The sequence below is a fragment of the Streptococcus sanguinis SK355 genome (assembly GCF_000212855.1).
Classification (GTDB): Bacteria; Bacillota; Bacilli; order Lactobacillales; family Streptococcaceae; genus Streptococcus; species Streptococcus sanguinis_A.
Genome location: NZ_GL890993.1, coordinates 317,056 through 340,577, shown reverse-complemented (window position 1 = coordinate 340,577; position 23,522 = coordinate 317,056). Strand labels below are relative to the sequence as shown.

Genomic DNA, 23,522 nt, shown 5'->3' with positions numbered 1-23,522 from the left:
CAGAACGGGGAGATAAGTGATACAGTGCTGTCCAATCTCTATCTGGTAGACTCTTCCCTGCAAAAAGTTGGTTTGTCCATCAATGATTTTACGTCATTAAACCGGAAAGACGACCAATTTTATAGGGATTTAAAAGAATATGTCAATGATGTGGCAAATCAACTGACAGTCGATAAAGAAGCGATGGAGGAAAAGGAAAAAGCTAAGAACATGGCCAATCAATGGAACTATGCTTTTGAGGTGGCCAAGTTAAACATGGGTCGCGATGCCAATGCGACTACTCTTGAAAAAGAGACGGCCTATATGTATTTGTCTCACTTCGTGGATATCAAGACAGGTGTTTTAGAGAAAGTCGTACCAGAGTATTCTAACGAAACCTACTTCAGTTCCTGGATTGTCAATGACGACAGGCGCACTTACGATACCTATCTAAGAGGGGTTCAGAGGGGAGAACTGATTTATAATACTATCAATACCGTTAAAACCCTAAAAGATAGTGCTGATTTATTGAAGGAGGCTGTCAATATAGAAGAACTTGATTTGACTGCTTCGCAGACAGCACTTAGAGCATCTCATTTGATAATACAAGCTGGTAGAAGTGGAGTAGATTTAAGAAATCAAGTGGACACCTTTAAAACCTTATATAATTCTTCCTCAAATTTAAGGGAACTAATCGCAGCCTTGAATAAAAGTCTTGACTTGGAAAAATATGACGAATACTATAGGAATAGTGTGGTAGACTTACTCTTCAATGCTGTTTCCTCCGTAACAATCGGAGTAGACAGCTATGTTCTGTCAAGTCTGGGAGTTATGCCGCAAGGACTCTTCTTCATGGTCGCCAAGGATTTGATTGACAAATACCGCTGGATTTCGCTGATTCAGTACAATGGCATGCGGGTCAGCAAGCGGATGCTCCGATACTATGGTGTTGACTGGTGATAAGCAATTTGCAAGACCAAGTGAGCCAATAAAAGGTGAGAAACCCGAATATCATACAGCTTGATATTCGGGTTTTTGGAAAGGTAAAGAGAAAATGAAGCTGAAAAAAGAAAAATGTCGGCACCAGCTGTTTGACTATGAGGCCGACTATGTCATCTGCCCGGCCTGCGGTGAGCCTATTGCGGAGAATATACCGAATAATCCCAATTTCAAGCTGCAGATGATTCGGCGGAGTCGGAAGTATAAAAGATTTTTAAGGTGGAAAAAAGGTTATTTCTTTTTCTTGTTTTTAATATTATTTTTAATGTTATTCATTATCTTCAATTATCAATTCTTGGATAGTTTAGTGATTAAAAGCTACGGGATTACAGGTATTGATTCTTTTGAGCCTATTCTCAAATGGAGCTTCTATCCCTTCAAAGATGTTGTAGAGACAGCGGCCGTCCTCACTTTTATTCTTGCAGGACCTCAGCTTGATAGACGAGAATGGCTGAGACGCTGGCATCTTCAAAAGCATGCACATTACTATTTGGCATCATATCTGTATCCAGTAATCAGAGTAGCAAATTATATTCTGTTAATTTATCTAGGCAGTGAATTTTGGAGTAAGCTTATTTATTTAGAAGAGATGGACTTGTTGAATTATCACTTAGGTGGTCAGGAACTGATTTACGCTAGCGCGGTCTATGCTAAGGAAAATCTTCGCGGCCTCTACATTGTGCTGGGCCTTAATTTTCTTGCAGACTGCTGGCTCTTTTTCTACCAGCGCTTGGCTATATGGGCGAATCGTTTTTAGGATTTATGAAAGAGTATGAATATGAAAAAAGAAAAATGCCGCCACCAACTGTTTGACTATGAAGCCGACTATGTCATTTGTACGGCCTGCCTCTTTCTGCCTCTGATCTTTCCTTGCCATATCGGTCTTTGGGTAGCAGTGATTGGAATTTTGGCGACCTAAATCCTGCCCGGCTTTCTCAGTAATCCCAATCACGGTTTTGTCTCGGCTGATCTCAGCCCCATCGATTTTCCTCATTTGATTGAGCGGCTGTTTCTTCTGGACATTATCACTTTTGGGTAGAAGTTGATTGGGCTTTCCGAGCATTTCGGCAATGAAAATTTCCCTCCTGTCTGTCTTCTGCCCTACACTCCTTGTAATAAGCTAGAACGTAGATTCTCAATGAGGTTTCTGCTTATAGAGGTAGCGCTTCCGATTCTAAGCTTGATAGCTAGCCTGCTATTCTTTTCTGCTCATGCTCTAGCAACGGTCGGGCTGGCTTTCTTGGTTACAGCTGCGATAATGGTTTATTTTGTCCGTTTTAATCTGACTGGCAAAGCCTAACCCTAAAAAGGGACAGTTTGCGGCTGTTTCTTTTTTTGCTGTCGGTGTGTTTTTTCGTGGTTAGAAAAATAGCTCCATTCTAAGTGACAATGGAAAAACAATTTTTCTTTGTTTTGAAAAAAGCTGAAAAAATGCTATAATTGGTTAGATATGCGAACCTTAGGTTTGCAAGACTGTAATTCGACTTGGCTAGCCAAGGACCGTTAGTAATAAAATAAAGAATCTTTGATAAAAGTGAGGTTCTGAAAATTGAATAGGAGAAAAAATGAGCAAGAGCAATATTAAACTGATTGCTTTGGGCGGCGTACGTGAAAATGGTAAAAACCTCTACGTTGCCGAGGTGGATGATTCCATTTTTGTATTGGATGTTGGGTTGAAGTACCCAGAAAATGAGCAGTTGGGTGTGGATTATGTCGTTCCCAACATGGACTATTTGTTTGAAAACAAGGAGCGGATTGCGGGTGTCTTTCTGACGCACGGCCACGCGGATGCGATTGGTGCTCTGCCTAATCTTTTAGCAGATGCTAAGGTGCCAGTTTTCGGATCAGAGTTGACGATTGAGCTAGCCAAACTTTTTGTTAAAAATAACGATGCAGTTAAGAAGTTCAATGATTTCCATGTGATTGATGAAAATACTGAGATTGAATTTGGCAAAACCGTGGTTTCCTTCTTCCGGACGACCCACTCGATTCCTGAGAGTTTGGGAATTGTCATCAAGACCAGAAAAGGCAGCATCGTTTATACAGGTGATTTCAAGTTTGACCAGTCTGCCAGCCCGTCCTACGCGACAGACTTTGGCCGTCTGGCTGAGATTGGCCGTGAGGGTGTTCTGGCCTTGCTCAGTGATTCAGCCAATGCAGACAGTAGTGTTCAGGTGGCTAGCGAGAGCGAGGTTGGCAAGGAAATTGAAGATACAATTGCTGACTGGGATGGTCGTGTGATTGTTGCGGCGGTTGCCAGCAACTTGTCTCGTATCCAGCAGGTCTTTGATGCAGCGGCAGAGACTGGCCGCCGAGTGGTTTTGACAGGCTTTGATGTTGAAAACATCGTTCGTACGGCTATCCGCCTCAAGAAGCTGTCCTTGGTGGACGAACGCCTCTTGATCAAGCCTAAGGAAATGTCTAAGTTTGAAGACCATGAGCTGATTATCTTGGAGACTGGCCGGATGGGTGAGCCTATCAATGGCCTGCGCAAGATGTCAATTGGCCGTCACCGCTATGTGGAAATCAAGGAAGGCGATTTGATTTACATCGTAACGACGCCGTCAATTGCCAAGGAAGCGGTCGTGGCTCGCGTGGAAAATATGATTTATCAGGCGGGTGGCATTGTCAAGCTGATTACCCAAAACCTACGGGTGTCGGGTCACGCAAATGCGCGTGATTTGCAGCTCATGATTAACCTGCTGCAGCCCAAGTACCTCTTCCCGATTCAGGGTGAGTACCGCGGATTGGATGCTCATGCTAAGGCTGCCATGGAAGTTGGCATGCTGCCGGAAAATATCTTCATTCCTAAGCGGGGCAGCATTATGGAATACGACCATGGTGATTTTGTGCCTGCTGGTGCAGTATCAGCTGGAGATGTCATGATTGATGGAAATGCGATTGGCGATGTAGGCAATATTGTCCTGCGCGACCGCAAGGTCTTGTCTGAAGATGGTATTTTCATCGTGGCACTCACAGTTAACCGTAAGGAAAAGAAAATCATTTCCAAGGCTAAAGTACACACTCGTGGCTTTGTCTATGTCAAGAAGAGCAGAGATATTTTGCGTGAAAGCTCTGACATTATCAATAAAACAGTGGAAGACTATCTGGCGCAGGATAGCTTTGACTGGGGTGAGCTGAAGGGTGCTGTCCGTGACAGTCTGGCCAAATATCTTTTTGACCAAACCAAGCGTCGCCCAGCTATTTTGCCGGTTGTTATGGAAGTGCGGTAAAAATCTGAACACAAATACAAGAAAAGTCGGGCTTCGGCTTTTTCTTGTCAGGAAGATACGAAGGAGAAATGCGAATGGCAGTGATGAAAATAGAGTATTATTCTGAGGCTTTGGAGATGGAATGGGGTGTCAATATCCTCTATCCGGACGCAGCTCGCGTAGACAAGCCGGATGATAAGGATATTCCTGTTTTGTACCTGCTTCATGGTATGAACGGGAATCACAATAGCTGGCTCAAGCGCTCAAATATTGAGCGTCTGGTTCGCTCGACCAACTTGATTGTTGTCATGCCTAATACCAGCAATGGCTGGTACACCGATACTCAGTACGGCTTTAACTATTACGAAGCCATCGCTGATGAGCTGCCTCGGGTGCTCAAGCGCTTTTTCCCAAATATGTCGGATAAGCGGGAGAAGAATTTTATCGCTGGCCTTTCCATGGGCGGATACGGAGCCTTTAAGCTGGCTCTCAAGTCTAACCGCTTTTCATACGCGGCTAGTCTTTCAGGGGCTTTGAGTTTTCTTGATGCTCGTCCAGATAATGCTGAGATGGCAACACCAGCCTATTGGCGAGGAGTTTTTGGAGACTTTAAAGATTGGAGCAGCAGTCCTCATTCGCTAGAGAGCATAGCCAAGCAATCTGATAAAAAGACCAAGCTTTGGGCATGGTGCGGCGAAGAGGATTTTCTCTACAAGGCCAATCAGGAGACAGTGAAAAACCTGCAAGACTTGGGCTTGGATATTACTTACAGCCACAGTCCAGGTAATCATGAGTGGTATTACTGGGAAAAGCAGATGGAGAATGTGTTGGCCTGGCTTCCTATCGACTTCCAGCTGGAAGAGCGCCTGTCGTAAAAATAGACTGTAAAGTCGTATTCTGCCCTCAGAGTATGGTATAATGATTACGTTTGAAAATCGGAGTGGGAATGATTCCCCGAAATACAAATAGGAGAATGGAACTTTGACAAAAGCGATTCGAGTGCGTTATGCACCAAGTCCGACTGGACTTTTACACATCGGAAATGCGCGGACTGCGCTCTTTAACTACCTCTACGCTCGTCACTATGGCGGGACCTTCATTATCCGTATCGAGGATACAGACCGCAAGCGCCATGTAGAAGACGGGGAACGCTCACAGCTTGAAAACTTACGCTGGCTGGGTATTGACTGGGATGAAAGCCCTGAGACTCACAAAAACTACCGCCAGTCTGAGCGCTTGGATATTTACCAAAAATATGTCAATGAACTCTTGGACAAGGGCTTGGCTTACAAGTCCTATGTGACTGAGGAAGAATTAGCGGCTGAACGCGAACGTCAGGAAGCAGCTGGTGAAACACCGCGTTACATCAATGAGTTTCTAGGCATGTCAGAGGAAGAAAAGGCGGCCTATATTGCTGAGCGCGAAGCAGCGGGCATTATTCCGACGGTTCGTTTGGCTGTTAATGAAGCTGGTGTCTACAAGTGGACTGACATGGTCAAGGGCGAAATTGAGTTCGAGGGTGGTAATATCGGTGGTGACTGGGTTATCCAGAAGAAAGACGGATACCCAACCTACAACTTTGCTGTGGTTATTGATGACCATCTGATGGAAATTTCACACGTTATTCGTGGAGATGACCACATTGCCAACACGCCTAAGCAACTCATGGTTTATGAAGCTCTAGGCTGGGAAGCTCCAGAATTTGGGCATATGACCCTGATTATCAACTCTGAAACAGGCAAGAAACTGTCCAAGCGCGATACCAATACCTTGCAGTTTATTGAGGATTATCGCAAGAAGGGCTACCTACCAGAAGCGGTCTTTAACTTTATTGCACTGCTGGGCTGGAATCCTGGCGGCGAGCATGAGATTTTCTCTCGTCAAGAATTGATTGAGCTCTTTGATGAAAAACGTCTCAGCAAGTCCCCAGCTGCCTTTGACCAGAAGAAGCTGGACTGGATGAACAATGAATACATCAAGAATGCAGATTTTGACACGATCTTCGCTCTGGCTAAGCCGTACTTGGCAGAAGCGGGCCGTTTGACAGATAAGGCAGAAAAGCTTGTAGAGCTCTACAAACCGCAAATGAAGTCTGTAGACGAAATTGTGCCGCTGACAGACCTCTTCTTTGCGGACTTCCCAGAGTTGACAGATGCGGAGCGTGAGGTCATGGCAGGTGAAACGGTACCGACCGTGTTGACAGCTTTCAAGGAAAAGCTGGAAGCCATGTCTGATGCAGATTTTGTGACGGAGAATATTTTCCCGCAAATCAAGGCTGTCCAAAAAGAGACAGGAATTAAGGGCAAAAACCTCTTTATGCCGATCAGGATTGCCGTTTCGGGTGAAATGCATGGACCAGAGCTGCCAGATACGATTTACCTGCTGGGGCGTGAAAAATCTATCCAGCATATCGAAAACATGCTGAATCAAATTCAATAAGATAAACCAGCTTTCGAGCTGGTTTTTACTTTGCAAATTTTTGTTTTTATGTCACAATTGTAATAAGAAAATACCTCAAGGAGATAAAAATGAAAAAATGGATCATCATCTTGATTGGAGGACTAGTAGCCTTACTCGTGCTAGTAACCTGTAACCAAAAGAAAGAGCAGACGAATCCTGCTTCCAACAATTCTAAAGCAAGTTCGACTAGTTCTGCATCTTCTAAAAAGTCTGAAAGAGGGGCTAATTCGAGCGAACTTGATGGTCAAGCGGATAATCAGGAAACTTCTGATACAGGCTCTCAGCAGAATTTGGAAACTGAAGCTGAAAAGTCTGCCAAGGAAACTAGCAAAGGAGAGAAAGAGACTGCATCAACTTCTAGTTTGGATTTGAAGGCTATTGCTTCTGGGGATTTTTCCAGCATGATTGGTACTTGGCAGGATGCCAAAGGGAACAGTTATACATTCGATGCGTCAGGGATTGAGTCAGATGTTGCCAAGCTTGAGACAGGGGATTACTCTGGGCCAGATGAAAATGGGATTTTTCGAGCAGGAATTCGTTGGAAAAACCAAACCGGTGCCGCCTTTCTTATAATTCCAGCAGGAAAGAGTCTGCCAGCAGGGGAGACTGTCAATGGAACTGATCCGACTGATACCAGTCAAGATCGTTTCATCATCACCCAGAGCGTTTCTGAACATCCCGATGTTTTTTACCGCGTAAAATAAGGAGTCTTGACAGACTCTTTTTTCTTATTTTGAGTCCAGTATATAATATATTGATTTTGAATAAAAATTGATAAAACGTTTTTATTTAATAAATATTAAATTTCCTCTTGACATTCGCATTTTCATACAGTAGAATGTTTAAAAATAAAATGTAGAAGGATAGAGGTAATCGCATGGTTAAAGAGAAAGTCATTTTAGCGTATTCCGGCGGCTTGGACACTTCGGTGGCCATTACTTGGCTGGACAAGGATTATGATGTGATCGCGGTCTGCATGGACGTGGGTGAAGGAAATGATTTGGATTTCATTCATGACAAGGCGCTGAAAGTTGGCGCTATCGAATCACATGTTATTGATGTTAAAGACGAGTTTGCGGAAGACTACGTCTTGGTTGCTCTGCAAGGACACACCTTCTACGAACGAAAATATCCTCTAGTGTCCGCTCTGAGCCGACCTTTGATTTCTAAGAAATTGGTTGAAATTGCTCACAAGACAGGGGCGACAACCATTGCCCATGGCTGTACCGGAAAAGGAAACGATCAGGTACGTTTTGAAGTGGCTATCGCCTCCTTGGATCCCAGTCTCAAGGTCATTGCTCCGGTTCGGGAGTGGAAATGGTCTCGGGAAGAAGAAATCAATTACGCCAAAGCTAATGGTGTGCCCATTCCTGCAGATCTGGATAGCCCTTACTCAGTCGATCAAAACCTTTGGGGACGGGCCAATGAGTGTGGTGTCTTGGAAAACCCTTGGAATGAAGCACCAGAAGACGCCTATGATTTGACAGTTGCGCCAGAAGCAGCGCCAGACAGCCCAGTCTATGTAAATATTGACTTTGAGGCGGGTGTGCCAGTTGCTTTAGATGGCAAAAAGATGAAGCTGGCGGACTTGATTCTTGAGCTGAATGACTTGGCAGGACAACACGGTGTTGGACGGATTGACCATGTGGAAAATCGTCTGGTAGGGATTAAGTCTCGGGAAATTTATGAATGCCCTGGGGCGGTGACTCTCTTGGCTGCCCACAAGGAAATCGAGGATCTGACGCTAGTCAGAGAATTGGCTCATTTCAAGCCGATAATCGAAAATGAGCTGTCTAATCTCATCTATAATGGTCTCTGGTTTAATCCAGCGACAGAAGCCTTGATTGCCTATCTCAAATCCACTCAGCAGGTGGTCAATGGCACAGCTAAAGTGAAGCTTTATAAGGGGTCTGCGACAGTCGTAGCGCGTAAGTCTGACAATTCTCTCTACGACGAAAGTCTGGCTACCTATACCAGTGCAGATACTTTTGATCAGGATGCCGCAATTGGCTTTATCAAGCTGTGGGGGCTTCCGTCCAAGGTTCACGCAGAGGTTCAGGCTCACAAGGACAAATAGAAGGGGGCTTTCCTATGGCGAATCATAAACTGTGGGGCGGACGTTTTGAAGCCTCTCTGGAGGGATGGGTAGAAGAGTTTGGTGCTAGCATTGGCTTTGACTATCGTCTGGCTCCTTATGATCTGCAGGGCAGCCTAGCCCATGTCAAAATGCTGGGGCAGACAGGAATCATTGCTCCAGAGGAAGTGGCTGCTATTCAGGCAGGATTGGAAAAGCTGTTGGCGCGCTATCAAGCTGGAGAGCTTGAGTTTGATGTTGCTAATGAAGATATTCATATGAATATGGAGGCTCTTCTGACCGAGGAGATTGGGCCAGTAGCTGGTAAGCTCCATACGGCTCGCTCCCGTAATGATCAGGTGGCGACAGATATGCACCTTTATCTCAAGGATCAGCTCGGTCAGATTGCGGATAAACTCTTGAATTTGCGTCAGGTTCTATTGGATTTGGCAGAAGAGCATGTAGAGACCATCATGCCAGGCTATACCCATCTGCAGCATGCTCAGCCGATTAGCTTTGCCCATCATCTGCTGGCCTATTATCAGATGTTCAGCCGTGATAGTCAGCGCTTTGCCTTTAATCTGGAGCATACGGATTTGTCTCCTTTAGGAGCAGCAGCTCTGGCGGGGACAACGTTTCCGATTGACAGGGAGCTGACGGCTGATTTATTGGGCTTCAAAGGACTTTACCACAATTCCTTGGATGCGGTCAGTGATCGAGATTTTATCTTGGAGTTTCTATCTAACAGCAGCATTCTCATCATGCATTTGTCTCGTCTCTGCGAGGAGCTGATTAACTGGTGCAGCTATGAATACGGCTTTGTCAGCCTGTCAGATACCTTTAGCACCGGGTCTTCCATTATGCCGCAAAAGAAAAATCCGGACATGGCGGAGCTGATTCGGGGTAAGAGTGGCCGGGTCTATGGCCATCTCTTCAGCCTTCTGACGGTTATGAAATCCCTGCCCTTAGCTTACAATAAGGACCTGCAGGAAGACAAGGAAGGCATGTTCGATACAGTTGATACCATCCAAAAATCGCTGGATATTATGGCGGGTATGCTGTCTAGCATGACGGTCAATAAGGAAAGAATGCTGGTTTCAACTCAGCAAGACTTCTCCAATGCGACGGAATTAGCTGACTATCTGGCAAAGAAAGGACTGCCTTTCCGGGAAGCCCATGAGATTGTCGGAAAGTTGGTGCTGGAATGCAGCAAGGCAGGCTATTATCTACAGGATATCCCGCTGAACCGCTATCAGGAAGTGTCGTCGCTGATTGAGGAAGATATTTATCAAGCTCTTGAGTCGCAGACTGCTGTACAAAAGCGGAATTCCCTTGGCGGAACGGGATTTGCACAGATCCGTCAGGAGTTGGAAAGAGCTAAGGAACAGCTGGAAAAGGAATAAGATATAGGGAACACCGCAAGGAAATTGCGGTGTTTTTTAAGCAAATCAACCTTTTAAATATTTGCAAAAACAGCGTCATAGCAGGACTTATTGGCATTTTCGAAAAATATGGTATAATAGATATAATTTTGGTGGATGGAGTTGAGTTTTGAGAAAAAACTATCGCGTCAAGAGCGAAAAAGATTTTAATGCGATTTTTAAAAAAGGGCAGAGTTTTGCTAATCGAAAATTTGTCGTTTACATGTTAGAAAAAGAGCAAAAGCATTTTCGGGTAGGAATTTCAGTCAGTAAAAAGCTGGGGAATGCAGTGGTTCGTAATCGTATTAAAAGAAAAATCCGCCATGTCTTGATGCAGCATCAAAAACAGTTAGTCCAGGCAGACTTCGTAGTTATCGCTCGTAAAGGAGTGGAAGAGCTGGACTACCACCAAGTTGAACAAAATTTATTACATGTGTTAAAAATTGCTAAACTTTATCAGGAAGGATTCATTTGTGAAACAGAAAAGTAAATTAGGGATTTTGCTGGTTGCCTCGCTGCTCTTTCTCACAGCCTGTGGCACCAGTCAAGTAACGGCCGATTCAAATGGCTTCTGGGAGAAGCTGGTCTATTTCTTTGCCGACACCATTCGTTTTCTATCCTTTGGTGGAAGCAAGGGGATTGGGATTATTCTCTTTACCTTGATTATCCGGACAGTTCTCCTGCCGGTCTTCCAATTCCAGACGACTTCTTCGCGCAAGCTGCAGGAAGTACAGCCACATATCAAGCGCCTGCAGGAAAAGTATCCTGGTAAGGATATGGAGAGCAGAACAGCCTTGGCTGAGGAAACTCAAAAGCTCTACAAAGAAATGGGTGTCAATCCCTACGCCTCATTCATTCCGCTCCTTATCCAGATGCCGGTTCTCTTGGCTCTGTTTCAAGCCCTGACTCGGGTTGAATTTATGAAAACAGGTCACTTCCTCTGGCTCAATCTAGGAGCGACAGATCCGACCTTTATCCTTCCGCTGTTGGCGGCTCTCTTCACTTTCTTCAGTACTTGGCTTTCAAACAAGGCCTTGCCTGAGAGAAATGGCGGTATGACAGTCATGATGTATCTGATGCCAGTGGTGATTTTCTTTTTTGCCCTTTATGCGGCGAGCGGGGTAGCCCTCTACTGGGCGGTCTCAAATGCTTATCAGGTGGTTCAGACCTTACTGCTGAGCAATCCTTTTAAGATCATTGCTGAGCGGGAAGCCAAGGAACGGTCAGAGCGTCAATTGGAACAGAAAAAGAAACGTGCCCTGAAAAAAGCACAGAAAAAGAAAAAGTAAGTAAGAAGGAGGACTCTTGCAATGGTTATTTTTACAGGAGCAAGTGTTGAAGAAGCCATTCAAAATGGTTTGAAAACGTTGGATATTCCACGTATGAGAGCGCATATCACTGTTATTTCACGTGAGAAAAAAGGCTTTTTAGGACTGTTTGGCAAGAAGCCAGCTCAGGTGGATGTCGAGCCGATTGCTGAGACGACAGTTGTCAAGGCCAATCAAAAGGCTGTAAAAGGTGTTCCCGAAGAGATTAACGCTCAGAATGAGCCTGTGCAGTCTGTCAGTGAAGCGACGGTTGATTTGGGCCGTGTGGTAGCTGCCATCAAGAAGGTCGAAGGAGAAGGCGAAGTTATCTCAGATGAGGTCAAGGCTGAAATTCTCAAAAATGACAAGCAAGCCAATACGATTTTAGAAGAGACTGGCACCATTGATCTTCTCAAGACCAACCAAGCTATTGATGAAGCAGTTGCTCAAGCAGAAGCGGACGATAGCAAGGTTATCTCTTTTGAACAAGCGGCTAAAGACAAAGCTGAGCCGACAGAAACAGAAGAAAGCTCTTTTGCTGATTTAGGCATCCAAGTTGAAGCAGACTACGATATTGAAGAAGTAGTTGAAAACGTAACGAACTATGTTCAGAAAATCGTTGATGAGATGGATGTTGAAGCGGGTATTTCCAGCAGTCACAACCGCCGAACTATCAACATGCAGATTGATACCAATGAACCGGGGCGCGTGATTGGCTACCACGGAAAAGTCTTGAAAGCTCTGCAGCTATTGGCACAAAACTATCTTTATAACCAATATTCTAAGAGCTTCTATATTTCCATTAATGTCAATGACTATGTTGAGCATCGGGCTGAAGTGCTGCAAAGCTATGCGCAGAAACTGGCTCAGCGGGCCTTGGAAGACCGACGCGGTCAGCACACAGACCCTATGTCTAACAGCGAGCGCAAAATTATCCACCGCATCATCTCTCGCATCGATGGCGTGACTAGCTATTCCGAAGGCGACGAGCCTAACCGCTATGTCGTTGTGGATATTGACAGCGAATAAAAAGAAAGCCGGCAGAGATGCTGGTTTTTGCATATAGAAAGGATTTTTTATGTCACTTTTTCCAGCTATTGAAAGTTATCTGCCTCATCAAGGGGCTAAGTATATATCTCCAGACAAGGCAGGGCAGTTGCGTGAGTCTATGTTGGAGTTGAGAGCTAAAGGCCAGGCGGCACGCAAGGAGTTTGCTGACTTGGTCAAGGATTTTCAGAGCCTCTATCCTAAGCTGACCTTGGAGCGAACCAGCCAGTGGATGAATCAGGCGCAGATACTGAGGCCCCATTTTTGGAATTATCTTAAAGGTTATGGGGAAATCACTGAGCCAATGTTTGCTCTGCGCTTGTATGGAAGTGCAGAAGATTTCGGAGTGTCGCTGGAAGTGAGCTTCATGGAGCGCAAGAAAGATGAGTACAGCCTCAGCAAGCAAAATCGGGTCTTGGAGTTGCCCATTCAGTCGCCAGCTTATTATTTTGCTCAGATAGATGGTGTGAGTCAGCGCTTTGAAGGCACTGAGGAAAATCGTCAGCTTCTTACTCAGCAGCTAGCGGCCGGTCAAGTTCGTAAGGTCTTGGTCAAATACGATGTTTCCCTTTCTCAGGCTGTTTCAAGAGAGCAGTTGCTGTCCCAGCTACAGGAGGCCATGACAGCCTTGATTCCCTTTTATGAAGCGACTCGGGCTTTATGATTACGTTTACAAAGAGAAAGTTATTTAAGTAAGTATTGACAAAAGCCTCGGAATCATATAGAATAGTAAAGTATGTTTAGTAACTGATCACAACTAGCCGGCTAAACGAATACAAGAATCTAAGAGGAGGTATTCATCGTGAAACGTACTTATCAACCAAGTAAAATCCGTCGTGCGCGTAAACATGGTTTCCGCCACCGTATGTCAACTAAAAACGGTCGTCGTGTATTGGCAGCTCGCCGTCGTAAAGGACGCAAAGTTTTGGCTGCTTAATCCAAACGATTTATCAAGAAACCAGCGGAGACTCGAGACCGCTGGTTTTTTTGTCTTAAATTTATGGGTGAAATTTAATAGACTGGCAGGAAAGTTCCTCTTTTTGGCCAGTGTCTTTATTTATGACCTCTGCATACCAATCCCCTTTGTGGCTAAATAGTTTGATAAATCGAACTTGAAGAGACTGCTCTTCATACTTAATTGGAAAAAATTCTTCCTGCCTGTGCAATAGAATATCGAGAATTATTCGCAACTGAGAGTTGTTGATTGTCTTTCTGACTTCTGGTTGAAGGATTTTTTCAATTTTTGCAATCTTGCTTAACTGCTGTTCTGAAATTGAGTTTTCAAATTTTTCTTTTAATTTTTGCAGGTCTATATCAAAAGGACACATATTGTAGTTTTCCAGAGTCAGCATGGAAAAATACAAGGCAGAAATTTCATCTATTGAGAAAATAATAGGAGATAATAAGTCGTTGCTAAGAATTTTATAACTGCCATTCCGACCTAAGTCAGAATAAATTGGAATGCCTAGCGTTTCAAGGCTGGCAATATCACGAAGGGCAGTGCTTTTTGAAATGTGATATCGATTTATAATATCTTTTAGGTTGAATTGTCTTTTCTTATTGAGAAAAATAAGCATATCGTTAATTCTTTGAGATTTATTCATGAGAAACTCCATATTTTTATTAAATGGTTTCAAAAAATGACACCTTTTTATATTATACTAGTTTTAGAGAAAATAATAAAGGAGTCAAATATGAATCAATATTTTAAGGCCTTATTGGCAGAACAGACAGAAATGGCTCTAGCTACTTCTGTAAAAGATATCCCAAATGTAAGAATTGTAAATTTTTATTATGATGAGGAGACAAAGAAATTGTTCTTTATTTCATTTAAAAATAGTCAAAAAATCCAAGAGTTGGCAATCAATAATCGTATTGCTCTTACAACAGTCCCGAAAGGTGATGGGAGGTATGTCCGGATTCAAGGAAGAGTCAAAGAAAGCCAACTTTCTATTGAGGATATAAGAAGCGTTTTTATCCAGAAGTATCCTTATTATCAAGATATTGTTGAGCAACACATAAACTCTTTGCAACTTTTTGAAGTCTCTTTTTCTGATGCTTTCTTGGTCTTAGATAATAATCAAGTTGAGAAAATCAAACTATAAGGAGAAAATAGATGGAGATAAAAAGATGCGGTTGGGCTGAAAATAGTGAGCTTGAGAGAAATTATCATGACCATGAATGGGGGCGACCTGTGCATGACGAGCATAAACTCTTTAAAATGTTGATTTTGGAAGGTCAGCAGGCGGGCTTGAGCTGGCAAACTATTTTGTCAAAAATGGACGCTATGACAGAGGCTTATGAAAACTTTAATCCTGAAAGACTCTCCAATTATGACGAGCAGAAGATTGAAGAATTGCTGACGGATGAAAGAGTTATAAGAAATAGGCTGAAAATAAAGGCAGTTATAAAAAATGCTAACGCCTATTTAAAGCTAAAAGAAGAATATGGTAGTTTGGATTCTTATATTTGGTCTTTTGTAGATAATGAACCGATTGTCAATTCATGGTCCAGTATTGAAGAGGTGCCCGCTCGAACAGATCTATCCGATAAAATTAGCAAAGAACTCAAAAAGAAAGGTTTTTCTTTTGTCGGTTCTACGACTATATATGCCTTTATGCAGTCAATTGGCATGGTCAATGATCATTTGCTGACCTGTGATTTTAGAATATAATTATTTTTCTTTGAATGAGAAAGGCGAACGGTCTATTATCGAATGCCGGTAAATGATATAAAAAGAGAATAAAACCAGAAAGAAACTGATTTTCTTTCTGGTTTTTTGTGTATAGTTAAGCACAGTTGCTTATTTTGCCACTGGTAAAAGTATTGGATAAAGATAGCAGAGCAAGGTAAAGCTTATCAGGGCGTAAAAGATACCGATACGAATGGCTTGGATAGGTTTGTAGAAACGAATCAGGGTTAGTAGGCACCAAAACAAGAGGACTAGGATGAACCATGCTGAAATCAAGCGCAGCGGTGTTGGTCCGTAAAGGTAGATGTAGATGCCAAATAATTTCCAGCCAGCTAGCAAGGCCAGTAGACCAGTAAAGATAAAGAGGATAGTGGCTGCGAATCGCGTCCCTTTCTGATCCCAGAGCGGCTTTTTGGCAATCAGATAGAAGATACCTAGGACTGCAAAGTTAAGAATAGATACCCTAACCAGCTGCCAGAAGCCAGCTACGGCAACAGTTGAAGCATTCTGGGGAGAAATAGACTGAGCTACTGTTCCGTCGCTCAGGAGCTGACCGAGTTCACCTAGCCCCGTCAGGAAGAAGAGAGCATAGGTCAGGCAGAGGCTGCCGATGATAATGTAGGCTGCGAAAGCGGGTGCTACTCGCAAAGGGCGGATACTTGCTTGAAATTTTTTGTAGTTAAGTTTAGTATCTTTTTTGCCTAACAGACTGCCGGCAAGGAGCCCATACAAGTAGAGACTAACAGGGACAGCCAGGCAGGTCTTGAAGAGAATCATGCTGCTATCAAGACTTGAAAAGAGCGAGTCAAGTAGATTCTCAATGAAATCAGCGGTATTGCTGAAGAAAGAGGCAAAGCTGTCTGAAACCTGACTCAGCTGGGACCAGACAAAGTAGACCAAGATTCCCGCGACAAAGAAGCTACTGACAATAATAGCGAGCTGTTGGGCTTTCTTTGAAGATATACTGTCAGAGCTGTCAGAAGAGTCCTGCTGCTTGCCTTCTATAAAGACTAGAATAGCAGCAATGAAATTTTTAAAGGGCAGGATGCAGAAGGCTTGAATTGCATCAAACCAGACCAGGATACCCAAACGTCCCTGGCTTAACCAGCCGGTGCGGGACAGAATATAGAAAGCGAATGAGATGTGGATGGCTAGAAATTGGAACAATTCTAGCTGGCGATGAAGTCCCCAGAGACTTAAAGCTAGGGCTTGAGCTAGCGTCATGATCAGAAAGCTTCTAGCCTCTAACTTGCTGTCAAGATTTTTTATCTGCAGTGATGGATAGGCCAATTTCCTGATTAGGGCTTCGCTTAATAATATAAGACCGATTGCAAAAGGGAAAAAGGGCGCAGTTTGATAATTAAAAAATACAGCAGAGTAAAAATAGGTTAAAAGATAGAGGATTAGATAGCTGATTTTAAAGAATCGCAGTTGCTTATCCTCTAGACCTGTGAAGATGGTCTGTCGTTCTGCTTCTGCGGGCAGACAAGGCTGGACATTCATCTCTTCTTGTGCTGGATATTCCATAATTATTTCTCCTCCTCATCAGGGATATACTCCAAAATATCGCCAGGCTGGCAGTCTAGTTCACGGCAGAGAGCGTTGAGTGTTGAAAAGCGGACGGCTTTGGCTCGATTATTTTTTAAGATAGATAGATTGGCTGGTGTTAGGTCAATCAACTCTGCTAAACGGCCAGCACTGATGCGCTTTTGCGCCATGACAAGGTCTAAATTTATCTGAATCATAAGACCTCCTAAATAGTGTAGTCCACTTGATCCTGCAGCTCAATGGCCTTGCCAAAGGCATTACGGATGACACGGATAATCAGGGTCAAGATGCTACAGGAAACAGTGACTAAGAGCATGGGCAAATAGGCTGTCAGCCCCATAAAGAGGGAGATAAGAGCGACAGTGCCGACTTCCCAGCCGAGATAGCGCATGTACTGAACATTTTGTGTGATAAAGACCTGATTTTTACCGATGCGGCTAAGAAGTTGATAGAGATGGACAATGCAGGCTAGAGCCAAGCAGCCGAGGACATAGCCGAGAAGCAGCAAGATCCAAAAGCGCGTCTCCCCTTGAAAGAAAGGAGAGGGAAATTCGATAACTAGATTGACGACCCAAGGTCCTAGGGCTATCAGGATAATGGAAGCAATAAATAAAAGGCTGATACTGATTTTTGTAAGAGTAATGCTCATATCTTCAGCAGTCTTTTTCATTTTGTCTGTCATAATTTCCTCCGACTAACGTTTCATTTCTTAGTAACTATAACACGGATATTATCGATAACCAATAAAAAACTATCGAAAAAAGATAAAATCAGTCTTAAGAACTAGATGAAATTTTATAAAAATCTCTTATTTTATAGAGATGGATTTCTTGTCTGGAGATGAACAAAGCAGAAGACGATGAATATTTCGCCTGATTTTTGGTATAATGAAAAACAGGAATTGTATACTCTTTTTGGTTAGAAGCGGAGTATGTGTAAGGAGGGAAGAATCTATGGGTGTAAAGCTTGTTCATTATCGTAGTAAGTTATATGAATTTCTCATGGTGCCTGCCATCGTTTCAAGGGATGATAAACATATGTGGAAAGATTTACGGCAGAATCAAAAGGAGCTGCTTCTTGATGTACAGCCGCATTATGATAAGCTCTATCAGGATTTACTTCCTTTGAAAAACGAGCTTGTTGCGGTTAGTTTATTTGAAGGAGCTACGGTGGGACTGGCTCCGCTCCTCTACCTCTACTTGCTAGAAAAAGGAGAAGATCCGGCCAATCCGCATGACTTGTTAGAATGTCTGAAAAAACTAGATGCAGAGCAAATCATCTATTGTTTATCACTTAAGCTTTCTAAAGGGGAAATCATCAAGGGACATCCTGAAGATCTGCTGGCTTTTATAGAAAATAGTGACAAGTCTCCGGAAAATAAATGGTACTGCTACCAAGCTATTCAGCATCCAGAGAAGCTTCGGGACCAATTAGTTTCCTTGCTGGAAAGAGTGTTCGAGCTCTATCAGCCTATTTATGAGCAGTTTGAGAAGGAAGTTCTAGCTTTTGAACAAGAATTTAGCCTATCTGATGTGATGAATGATGATGAGCAGAATGCCAAGCTTCTTGAAAAAGACACACAAGTCTTTGTTCTGTCACCCATGTTTATTGACTCTTTTCTCGAAAAGGTCCCTGATTTCACTTCCTATTCTTTAGTCCTTTCGACGAGAAGTTCCCAGTTATCAGAGGCGGAATCTGAGCTTAACGATGAAACATTAGCTCTGACCTTAAAAACTCTTGGAGATGAAACCCGCTATAAAGTCTTGATTGAATTGATTCAACCGCATGCCAAGAATAAAGATATAGCTAAAAAACTGGGGCTTACAAGAGCCTCTATCTCATTCCATACACAAAAGCTACTAAATTCTGGCTTGCTGGAGCTTGTGATGGATGATGATTCGGTTAAATACACGGTCAATAAAGAACTGATTCGAAAGATTATAGAGAAGTTCAAACAAGACCTAACATAGTTTCAGAAGACCTAGATTCATTCTAGGTCTTCTTTTTTGTACAACAATAATCTAACAAAAAATTGACAAACATCTAATTTATTGTTATGATTTGTTAAACAAAAATCTAACAAGAGTAAAGGAGATGTCGTATGATTGTTTTTACAAAAAACAAAAATTTTCGCCAGTTGCTCATCAATCAATGGATTTCAGGTTTTGGGGACATTGTTTTTTATTTGGCATTGATGAACTATGTCTCCGCTTATTCTTTTGCTCCACTTGCGGTTTTATTGATTTCTCTTTCTGAAACGCTGCCCCAGTTAATTCAAGTTTTTACTGGAGTCGCGGCGGACTTTCAGAAGAATCGCATTCATAAATACCTGCTTATACAGTTTAGTAAGGTGCTCTTATATAGCTTGGTAACGTTTTTGCTGCTTGGACAAGATTCCTCTTTCTTGATTCTGCTTGTGATTTGCTTGATTAACTTTCTGTCGGATAGTCTGAGTTATTTTTCAGGTGCCATGCTGACACCGGTTTATGTAAAGGTTATTGAGCAAGATATGACCTCTGCTATGGGCTTTCGGCAGGCTAGTATGAGTCTGGTTCATATTTTGGGGAATCTAGCTGGCGGTTTTCTCATCGCTTGGATGAGTATCGGAGCTTTGGCAGGTCTAAATGCTCTGACATTCTTGCTAGCTTACCTTGGTTTTTGGCATATTAGTAAGAGCTTACAGAACTTAGAACCGGAGTTTAGCAGTGCCAAGGAGCTAAATAAAGAGAATTATTGGCAGCATTTATTGGATTCTCTTAAGGTCTTACTGGGATTGAAAAACGTTGTGAGGTTATTATTGGTTTTAACCTTTGGGCAAGTCACTCTGAACATTCTGACGCCGGTAGCGACTCTTTTATTGCTGAAAAGGCCTTTTTGGAATCTGCAGATCGGTCAGTCCATTGCCGTTTTAATTATTCTAAGTTCCGCTGGTCTGATCTTAGGGAACATTTTGAGTGGCAGTTTGCTGAAAAACTTTTCGACTAAGCTTGCTATGTATGCAAGCCAAGTATGTGAAGGTTTTATTCTTTGCGGTTTTTTCTGGCAAAACTTTTTACTTGTACTGATAGCAAGCTTTGCTTGCTCAGTTACAGTCGGTCTGCTAAGTCCTAGATTACAGAAATCTGTCTTCAGCCTAATACCAGAAGAAGCAATGGGAGCCATCCAGTCGGCTATTAATCTATTTAGCATGGCTGTTCCGAGTGTTTTATCCATGCTGTTAATAGCTCTTGCTAGCAGTTTGGGGGTTATTTATATTCTCCTCCCGCTTGTGTTAATGCTGGCACTGTCTTTCTACTTAATTATTCCAATGGAGAACTTGAAGGCGGATTCGGATAGCTGTTGAATGGCAGTCGTCTTATTTTATCTACTTTGAAGAGACTTCTGATTTTTCAGGTCATTTTTGGTATAATAAAGGACAGGAAATACAAGGAAGTAAACCATGAAAATTTTTGATACACACACGCATTTAAATGTGGAAGAATTTGCTGGTCGAGAAGCAGAGGAGCTGCAGCTGGCTGCAGAAATGGGCATCAGCAAAATAAATATTGTCGGTTTTGATCGACCGACTATTGAGCGCGCCTTGGAGTTAGCAGACAGCTATGATCAGCTTTATGCTACGATCGGCTGGCATCCGACTGAGGCTGGGACTTATGATGAGGCGGTGGAAGCCTATCTGCTGGACAAGCTTCATCACCCCAAGGTGGTGGCTCTGGGCGAGATTGGGCTGGACTATCACTGGATGACTGCGCCCAAGGATGTTCAGGAGCGGGTGTTTCGATGCCAAATCCAGCTCTCCAAAGAACTGAACCTCCCCTTTGTCGTTCACACACGTGACGCATTGGAGGATACCTATGAGATTATCAAGAGTGAGGGAGTTGGTTCTCGGGGCGGTATCATGCACTCTTATTCCGGTTCTTTGGAAATGGCAGAGCGCTTTATCGAGCTAGGGATGATGATTTCCTTTTCTGGAGTTGTTACCTTTAAAAAAGCGACGGATATTCAAGAAGCTGCGCAGAACTTGCCCTTGGACAAAATTCTCGTCGAGACTGATGCGCCTTACCTAGCGCCTGTTCCCAAGCGTGGTCGAGAAAACAAAACAGCCTATACTCGCTATGTGGTAGAGAAAATTGCTGAGCTACGTGGACTGACTGTCGACGAAGTAGCGCAGGCGACCTATGATAATGCAAAGAAGGTGTTTGGGCTTGACTGAGAAGATAAAAATCCCTCAGGTGATCGTCGTTGAGGGCAAGGATGATACAGCCAACCTGCAGCGATTTTACCAAGTTGACACTTACGAGACGAGAGGTTCCGCTATCAATGAAGAAGACCTAGAGCGGATTGAGAAACTACACCAGCTGCGTGGTGTTATTGTCTTTACTGATCCAGACTACAATGGCGAGCGTATCCGTCGAATGATTATGGAGGCTGTGCCTACTGCTCAGCATGCCTTTCTCCGTCGAGATGAGGCGGTTCCCAAGTCTAAAAACAAAGGTAAATCGCTTGGAGTAGAGCATGCATCATTTGAGGATTTACAACAGGCATTGGCTGGTCTAGTCGGATATTTTGATGATGAGGATAATTTTGACATCACCAAAAGCGATCTTGTACGACTGGGACTACTTATGGGAAGTGACAGCCGTCAGCGCCGAGAGTATCTGGGGGAAGAGCTCCGTATTGGCTATTGTAATGGCAAGCAACTCCTTAAGCGCTTAGAGTTGTTTGGGGTGACTTTGGCGGAAGTGGAAGAAGCCATGCTCAAATATTCAGTCTAACGGAGTAAGAAATGAAAAAAGTAATTATTACGGGCGGAAATAGTGGTATTGGCTATCAGGCTGCAAAACACTTAGCTGAAAAGGGCTGGTCAGTGACCTTATTTTGCCGGCGAAAAGAAGCTGCTGAGCAAGCCTGTGAGAAAATCCGTCAACAAACAGGAAATCTGCATGTGGATTATATCTTGGCTGATTTATCTGAGATGAAGAGTGTCAGGAAAGCAGTGGAGCAGTATATCCAAAAAGAAGAGACTTTAGATGTTTTAATTAACAATGCAGCCGATTTTGATTTATCGGTCAAAAGTCCTGTGATAACCAAAGATGGATTAGAAAAGCAGTTTGCGACCAACGTGGTTGCTCCCTTTTTACTTTCTATCTTGTTGAAGGGCTTGTTGGAAAAGTCAGAAAGTGGTCGGATTATTAATATTTCTTCCCAAGGGCTGGTGCTTTATCCTTTCATGAAGCTTGATTTTGAAAATTTATCCGGTCAAAAACATTACAGTCCTGCTAAGACCTATTATCAGAATAAGCTGGCCTTGTTGATGTTGTCACTTTATATGCGGAAACATTGGAAAGGTATCAAGGTTCAGGCGATCCGTGTGACCAATGTCAAAGTAGATATGCGGCGCTATGATTACCTCAGCGCTTTTATGAAAAATCTTTATAAAATTAAGTCAAGATTTTCGATTAGTCCTGGAAAAATGGCGAAAGTCTATATAGCTTTATCTACAGAAGATGGCTATGAGGGCTTTTTGTATGACGAGAAATGCAAAGAAGTTAAGGCTAATGCATTTGCTTACGAGGAAGAGGAGCAGAAAAAACTTTACACCTTGCTAGGGCAAATGACCTCCTTAAAAGATAATGAATAACGAATTAGAAAAGAGATAAAATGCGAATTGCAGACCATAGTGTGACCCGTGCCATTCTGGAGCGTCACGGTTTCACTTTTAAAAAATCTTTCGGTCAGAATTTCCTGACTGATACCAACATCCTCCAGAAGATTGTGGACACAGCTGAGATTGACAAAAAGGTCAATGTCATCGAGATTGGGCCCGGTATTGGGGCTTTGACAGAATTTTTGGCGGAAAGTGCCGCTGAAGTCATGGCCTTTGAGATTGATGATCGGCTGGTGCCCATTTTGGCGGATACTCTCCGCGATTTTGACAATGTGACAGTGGTCAATCAGGATATTCTCAAGGTTGATTTGGCCCAGTACATAGCAGAGTTTAAAAATCCAGACCTGCCTATCAAGGTAGTGGCGAATCTTCCGTACTACATCACGACGCCGATTCTTATGCATTTGATTGAGAGCGGGATTCCTTTTAGTGAGTTTGTCGTGATGATGCAGAGAGAAGTAGCGGATCGGATTTCGGCTCAGCCGAATACCAAGGCCTATGGTAGTTTGTCGATTGCGGTCCAGTATTACATGACGGCCAAGGTTGCCTTTATCGTGCCGCGGACAGTCTTTGTGCCAGCGCCAAATGTGGATTCAGCTATTCTCAAGATGGTTCGCAGAGACCAGCCTGCAGTTGCGGTACAGGACGAGAAATTCTTTTTCAAGGTCTCCAAGGCCAGCTTTGTCCACCGCCGGAAGACTCTCTGGAATAACCTAACCAGTTATTTTGGGAAGTCAGAGGAGACTAAAGGCAAACTGTCAGCAGCCTTAGAACGAGCTGACTTATCTCCAAGTGTTCGGGGAGAAGCTCTTAGTTTAGAAGAATTTGCTCGCTTGGCAGACGCTTTGAAGTCTGAGGGATTATAAAAAATAGAAGATCTGCTCTATATAGCTGGTCTTCTATTTTGCTAATGAGGTACATATGAAAGTGAAATTTCTGGCTTTTCTCTGCAGTGTAATTCTACTTCATAATAACAAAAAATCCTATCAATCATGATAGGATTGCTTTTTATGCGGAGGAAGGGATTTGAACCCTCACACCCGTACGGGCACATGCGCCTGAAGCATGCGTGTCTGCCGTTCCACCACCTCCGCTTGAGACTCTATTATAACTTATTT

The 23,522-nt window shown here is 43.3% G+C and carries 27 protein-coding genes and 1 tRNA gene; 23 read left to right on the top strand and 5 right to left on the bottom strand.

Annotated elements, in window-relative coordinates:
* The first annotated feature begins 24 nt into the window (after nt 1-24).
* From HMPREF9389_RS09610 to rpmH, 15 genes are all read left to right on the top strand, one after another.
* A complete protein-coding gene (locus tag HMPREF9389_RS09610) occupies nt 25-939 on the top strand; it encodes a hypothetical protein (RefSeq protein ID WP_002928111.1) in 915 nt (304 codons plus the stop codon).
* A gap of 94 nt (nt 940-1,033) precedes the next feature.
* Complete coding sequence (locus HMPREF9389_RS09615) at nt 1,034-1,735, top strand: hypothetical protein (RefSeq protein ID WP_002928110.1); 702 nt, start codon at nt 1,034-1,036, stop codon at nt 1,733-1,735.
* 21 nt (nt 1,736-1,756) lie between these two features.
* Complete coding sequence (locus HMPREF9389_RS12120) at nt 1,757-1,897, top strand: hypothetical protein (protein WP_173361642.1); 141 nt, start codon at nt 1,757-1,759, stop codon at nt 1,895-1,897.
* Between the two features lie 219 nt (nt 1,898-2,116).
* Nucleotides 2,117-2,278 carry a hypothetical protein gene (locus HMPREF9389_RS12115; protein WP_002908616.1) on the top strand — a complete coding sequence of 54 codons (162 nt, stop codon included), beginning with the start codon at nt 2,117-2,119 and terminating at the stop codon, nt 2,276-2,278.
* Between the two features lie 265 nt (nt 2,279-2,543).
* The gene (locus tag HMPREF9389_RS09625) at nt 2,544-4,211 is read left to right on the top strand and encodes a ribonuclease J (RefSeq protein WP_002928108.1); all 1,668 of its coding nucleotides are present in this window, start codon (nt 2,544-2,546) and stop codon (nt 4,209-4,211) included.
* Between the two features lie 74 nt (nt 4,212-4,285).
* Nucleotides 4,286-5,065: an alpha/beta hydrolase gene (locus HMPREF9389_RS09630; RefSeq protein ID WP_002928107.1), complete on the top strand. Its 780-nt coding sequence runs from the start codon at nt 4,286-4,288 to the stop codon at nt 5,063-5,065.
* Between the two features lie 106 nt (nt 5,066-5,171).
* The gene (gene gltX, locus HMPREF9389_RS09635) at nt 5,172-6,629 is read left to right on the top strand and encodes a glutamate--tRNA ligase (RefSeq protein ID WP_002928105.1); all 1,458 of its coding nucleotides are present in this window, start codon (nt 5,172-5,174) and stop codon (nt 6,627-6,629) included.
* A gap of 89 nt (nt 6,630-6,718) precedes the next feature.
* Complete coding sequence (locus tag HMPREF9389_RS09640) at nt 6,719-7,354, top strand: DUF6287 domain-containing protein (protein WP_002928103.1); 636 nt, start codon at nt 6,719-6,721, stop codon at nt 7,352-7,354.
* Nucleotides 7,355-7,527: 173 nt separating this feature from the next.
* Nucleotides 7,528-8,727: an argininosuccinate synthase gene (locus tag HMPREF9389_RS09645; RefSeq protein ID WP_002928100.1), complete on the top strand. Its 1,200-nt coding sequence runs from the start codon at nt 7,528-7,530 to the stop codon at nt 8,725-8,727.
* A gap of 14 nt (nt 8,728-8,741) precedes the next feature.
* On the top strand, nt 8,742-10,127 hold the full coding sequence (gene argH / locus HMPREF9389_RS09650; protein ID WP_002928087.1) for an argininosuccinate lyase: 1,386 nt from the start codon (nt 8,742-8,744) through the stop codon (nt 10,125-10,127).
* 148 nt (nt 10,128-10,275) lie between these two features.
* Nucleotides 10,276-10,635 carry a ribonuclease P protein component gene (gene rnpA, locus HMPREF9389_RS09655; protein ID WP_002928077.1) on the top strand — a complete coding sequence of 120 codons (360 nt, stop codon included), beginning with the start codon at nt 10,276-10,278 and terminating at the stop codon, nt 10,633-10,635.
* Complete coding sequence (locus tag HMPREF9389_RS09660; protein WP_002928074.1) at nt 10,619-11,434, top strand: YidC/Oxa1 family membrane protein insertase; 816 nt, start codon at nt 10,619-10,621, stop codon at nt 11,432-11,434. The genes rnpA and HMPREF9389_RS09660 overlap by 17 nt, the downstream gene beginning before the upstream one ends.
* A gap of 21 nt (nt 11,435-11,455) precedes the next feature.
* Entirely contained in the window at nt 11,456-12,481 is a 1,026-nt protein-coding gene (gene jag / locus HMPREF9389_RS09665) for an RNA-binding cell elongation regulator Jag/EloR (protein WP_002893912.1), read from the top strand.
* A 49-nt stretch (nt 12,482-12,530) separates the two neighbouring features.
* The gene (locus HMPREF9389_RS09670; RefSeq protein ID WP_002928072.1) at nt 12,531-13,163 is read left to right on the top strand and encodes a hypothetical protein; all 633 of its coding nucleotides are present in this window, start codon (nt 12,531-12,533) and stop codon (nt 13,161-13,163) included.
* Nucleotides 13,164-13,301: 138 nt separating this feature from the next.
* The gene (gene rpmH, locus HMPREF9389_RS11520; protein ID WP_002893904.1) at nt 13,302-13,436 is read left to right on the top strand and encodes a 50S ribosomal protein L34; all 135 of its coding nucleotides are present in this window, start codon (nt 13,302-13,304) and stop codon (nt 13,434-13,436) included.
* 61 nt (nt 13,437-13,497) lie between these two features.
* Here the strand turns inward: rpmH and HMPREF9389_RS09675 are convergent, their stop codons facing one another.
* On the bottom strand, nt 13,498-14,115 hold the full coding sequence (locus HMPREF9389_RS09675) for a helix-turn-helix transcriptional regulator (RefSeq protein ID WP_032906679.1): 618 nt from the start codon (nt 14,113-14,115) through the stop codon (nt 13,498-13,500).
* 24 nt (nt 14,116-14,139) lie between these two features.
* Here HMPREF9389_RS09675 and HMPREF9389_RS09680 point away from each other — a divergent pair, with 24 nt between their 5' ends.
* Both HMPREF9389_RS09680 and HMPREF9389_RS09685 read left to right on the top strand, forming a co-directional pair.
* Nucleotides 14,140-14,604, top strand: coding sequence for a pyridoxamine 5'-phosphate oxidase family protein (locus tag HMPREF9389_RS09680; RefSeq protein WP_032906182.1), 465 nt, complete (start codon nt 14,140-14,142; stop codon nt 14,602-14,604).
* Between the two features lie 11 nt (nt 14,605-14,615).
* Nucleotides 14,616-15,173, top strand: a complete 558-nt coding sequence (locus HMPREF9389_RS09685; RefSeq protein ID WP_002928063.1) for a DNA-3-methyladenine glycosylase I — start codon at nt 14,616-14,618, stop codon at nt 15,171-15,173.
* Between the two features lie 129 nt (nt 15,174-15,302).
* Here the strand turns inward: HMPREF9389_RS09685 and HMPREF9389_RS09690 are convergent, their stop codons facing one another.
* From HMPREF9389_RS09690 to HMPREF9389_RS09700, 3 genes are read right to left on the bottom strand one after another with little or no spacing between them, the layout of a single operon-like run.
* On the bottom strand, nt 15,303-16,718 hold the full coding sequence (locus tag HMPREF9389_RS09690; protein WP_002928062.1) for a DUF4153 domain-containing protein: 1,416 nt from the start codon (nt 16,716-16,718) through the stop codon (nt 15,303-15,305).
* 2 nt (nt 16,719-16,720) lie between these two features.
* The gene (locus tag HMPREF9389_RS09695) at nt 16,721-16,936 is read right to left on the bottom strand and encodes a helix-turn-helix domain-containing protein (protein WP_002893895.1); all 216 of its coding nucleotides are present in this window, start codon (nt 16,934-16,936) and stop codon (nt 16,721-16,723) included.
* Nucleotides 16,937-16,944: 8 nt separating this feature from the next.
* Nucleotides 16,945-17,421 carry a DUF2975 domain-containing protein gene (locus HMPREF9389_RS09700; RefSeq protein ID WP_002928059.1) on the bottom strand — a complete coding sequence of 159 codons (477 nt, stop codon included), beginning with the start codon at nt 17,419-17,421 and terminating at the stop codon, nt 16,945-16,947.
* 205 nt (nt 17,422-17,626) lie between these two features.
* Between HMPREF9389_RS09700 and HMPREF9389_RS09705 the strand changes: the two genes are divergently transcribed.
* From HMPREF9389_RS09705 to rsmA, 6 genes are all read left to right on the top strand, one after another.
* On the top strand, nt 17,627-18,709 hold the full coding sequence (locus HMPREF9389_RS09705) for an ArsR/SmtB family transcription factor (protein WP_032906180.1): 1,083 nt from the start codon (nt 17,627-17,629) through the stop codon (nt 18,707-18,709).
* Nucleotides 18,710-18,840: 131 nt separating this feature from the next.
* Nucleotides 18,841-20,082: an MFS transporter gene (locus HMPREF9389_RS09710; RefSeq protein ID WP_002928056.1), complete on the top strand. Its 1,242-nt coding sequence runs from the start codon at nt 18,841-18,843 to the stop codon at nt 20,080-20,082.
* Between the two features lie 96 nt (nt 20,083-20,178).
* Entirely contained in the window at nt 20,179-20,949 is a 771-nt protein-coding gene (locus HMPREF9389_RS09715; RefSeq protein WP_002928054.1) for a TatD family hydrolase, read from the top strand.
* Complete coding sequence (gene rnmV / locus HMPREF9389_RS09720; RefSeq protein ID WP_032906178.1) at nt 20,921-21,511, top strand: ribonuclease M5; 591 nt, start codon at nt 20,921-20,923, stop codon at nt 21,509-21,511. Before HMPREF9389_RS09715 ends, rnmV begins: the two co-directional genes overlap by 29 nt.
* 11 nt (nt 21,512-21,522) lie before the next feature.
* The gene (locus tag HMPREF9389_RS09725) at nt 21,523-22,377 is read left to right on the top strand and encodes an SDR family NAD(P)-dependent oxidoreductase (protein WP_002928049.1); all 855 of its coding nucleotides are present in this window, start codon (nt 21,523-21,525) and stop codon (nt 22,375-22,377) included.
* Nucleotides 22,378-22,397: 20 nt separating this feature from the next.
* Complete coding sequence (gene rsmA, locus HMPREF9389_RS09730) at nt 22,398-23,270, top strand: 16S rRNA (adenine(1518)-N(6)/adenine(1519)-N(6))-dimethyltransferase RsmA (RefSeq protein ID WP_002928046.1); 873 nt, start codon at nt 22,398-22,400, stop codon at nt 23,268-23,270.
* Between the two features lie 145 nt (nt 23,271-23,415).
* Here rsmA and HMPREF9389_RS09735 read toward each other — a convergent pair.
* Nucleotides 23,416-23,498: transfer RNA gene (locus tag HMPREF9389_RS09735), tRNA-Leu, on the bottom strand.
* Between the last annotated feature and the right edge of the window lie 24 nt (nt 23,499-23,522).

Coding starts and splice junctions, on each gene's coding strand:
- HMPREF9389_RS09615 (WP_002928110.1), top strand. CDS start 1,034: ATGAAGCTGAAAAAAGAAAAATGTCGGCACCAGCTGTTTGACTATGAG.
- HMPREF9389_RS12120 (WP_173361642.1), top strand. CDS start 1,757: ATGAAAAAAGAAAAATGCCGCCACCAACTGTTTGACTATGAAGCCGAC.
- HMPREF9389_RS12115 (WP_002908616.1), top strand. CDS start 2,117: ATGAGGTTTCTGCTTATAGAGGTAGCGCTTCCGATTCTAAGCTTGATA.
- HMPREF9389_RS09625 (WP_002928108.1), top strand. CDS start 2,544: ATGAGCAAGAGCAATATTAAACTGATTGCTTTGGGCGGCGTACGTGAA.
- HMPREF9389_RS09630 (WP_002928107.1), top strand. CDS start 4,286: ATGGCAGTGATGAAAATAGAGTATTATTCTGAGGCTTTGGAGATGGAA.
- HMPREF9389_RS09640 (WP_002928103.1), top strand. CDS start 6,719: ATGAAAAAATGGATCATCATCTTGATTGGAGGACTAGTAGCCTTACTC.
- HMPREF9389_RS09645 (WP_002928100.1), top strand. CDS start 7,528: ATGGTTAAAGAGAAAGTCATTTTAGCGTATTCCGGCGGCTTGGACACT.
- argH (WP_002928087.1), top strand. CDS start 8,742: ATGGCGAATCATAAACTGTGGGGCGGACGTTTTGAAGCCTCTCTGGAG.
- jag (WP_002893912.1), top strand. CDS start 11,456: ATGGTTATTTTTACAGGAGCAAGTGTTGAAGAAGCCATTCAAAATGGT.
- HMPREF9389_RS09670 (WP_002928072.1), top strand. CDS start 12,531: ATGTCACTTTTTCCAGCTATTGAAAGTTATCTGCCTCATCAAGGGGCT.
- HMPREF9389_RS09675 (WP_032906679.1), bottom strand. CDS start 14,115: ATGGAGTTTCTCATGAATAAATCTCAAAGAATTAACGATATGCTTATT.
- HMPREF9389_RS09680 (WP_032906182.1), top strand. CDS start 14,140: ATGACACCTTTTTATATTATACTAGTTTTAGAGAAAATAATAAAGGAG.
- HMPREF9389_RS09685 (WP_002928063.1), top strand. CDS start 14,616: ATGGAGATAAAAAGATGCGGTTGGGCTGAAAATAGTGAGCTTGAGAGA.
- HMPREF9389_RS09690 (WP_002928062.1), bottom strand. CDS start 16,718: ATGGAATATCCAGCACAAGAAGAGATGAATGTCCAGCCTTGTCTGCCC.
- HMPREF9389_RS09695 (WP_002893895.1), bottom strand. CDS start 16,936: ATGATTCAGATAAATTTAGACCTTGTCATGGCGCAAAAGCGCATCAGT.
- HMPREF9389_RS09700 (WP_002928059.1), bottom strand. CDS start 17,421: ATGACAGACAAAATGAAAAAGACTGCTGAAGATATGAGCATTACTCTT.
- HMPREF9389_RS09705 (WP_032906180.1), top strand. CDS start 17,627: ATGAAAAACAGGAATTGTATACTCTTTTTGGTTAGAAGCGGAGTATGT.
- HMPREF9389_RS09710 (WP_002928056.1), top strand. CDS start 18,841: ATGATTGTTTTTACAAAAAACAAAAATTTTCGCCAGTTGCTCATCAAT.
- HMPREF9389_RS09715 (WP_002928054.1), top strand. CDS start 20,179: ATGAAAATTTTTGATACACACACGCATTTAAATGTGGAAGAATTTGCT.
- rnmV (WP_032906178.1), top strand. CDS start 20,921: ATGCAAAGAAGGTGTTTGGGCTTGACTGAGAAGATAAAAATCCCTCAG.
- HMPREF9389_RS09725 (WP_002928049.1), top strand. CDS start 21,523: ATGAAAAAAGTAATTATTACGGGCGGAAATAGTGGTATTGGCTATCAG.
- rsmA (WP_002928046.1), top strand. CDS start 22,398: ATGCGAATTGCAGACCATAGTGTGACCCGTGCCATTCTGGAGCGTCAC.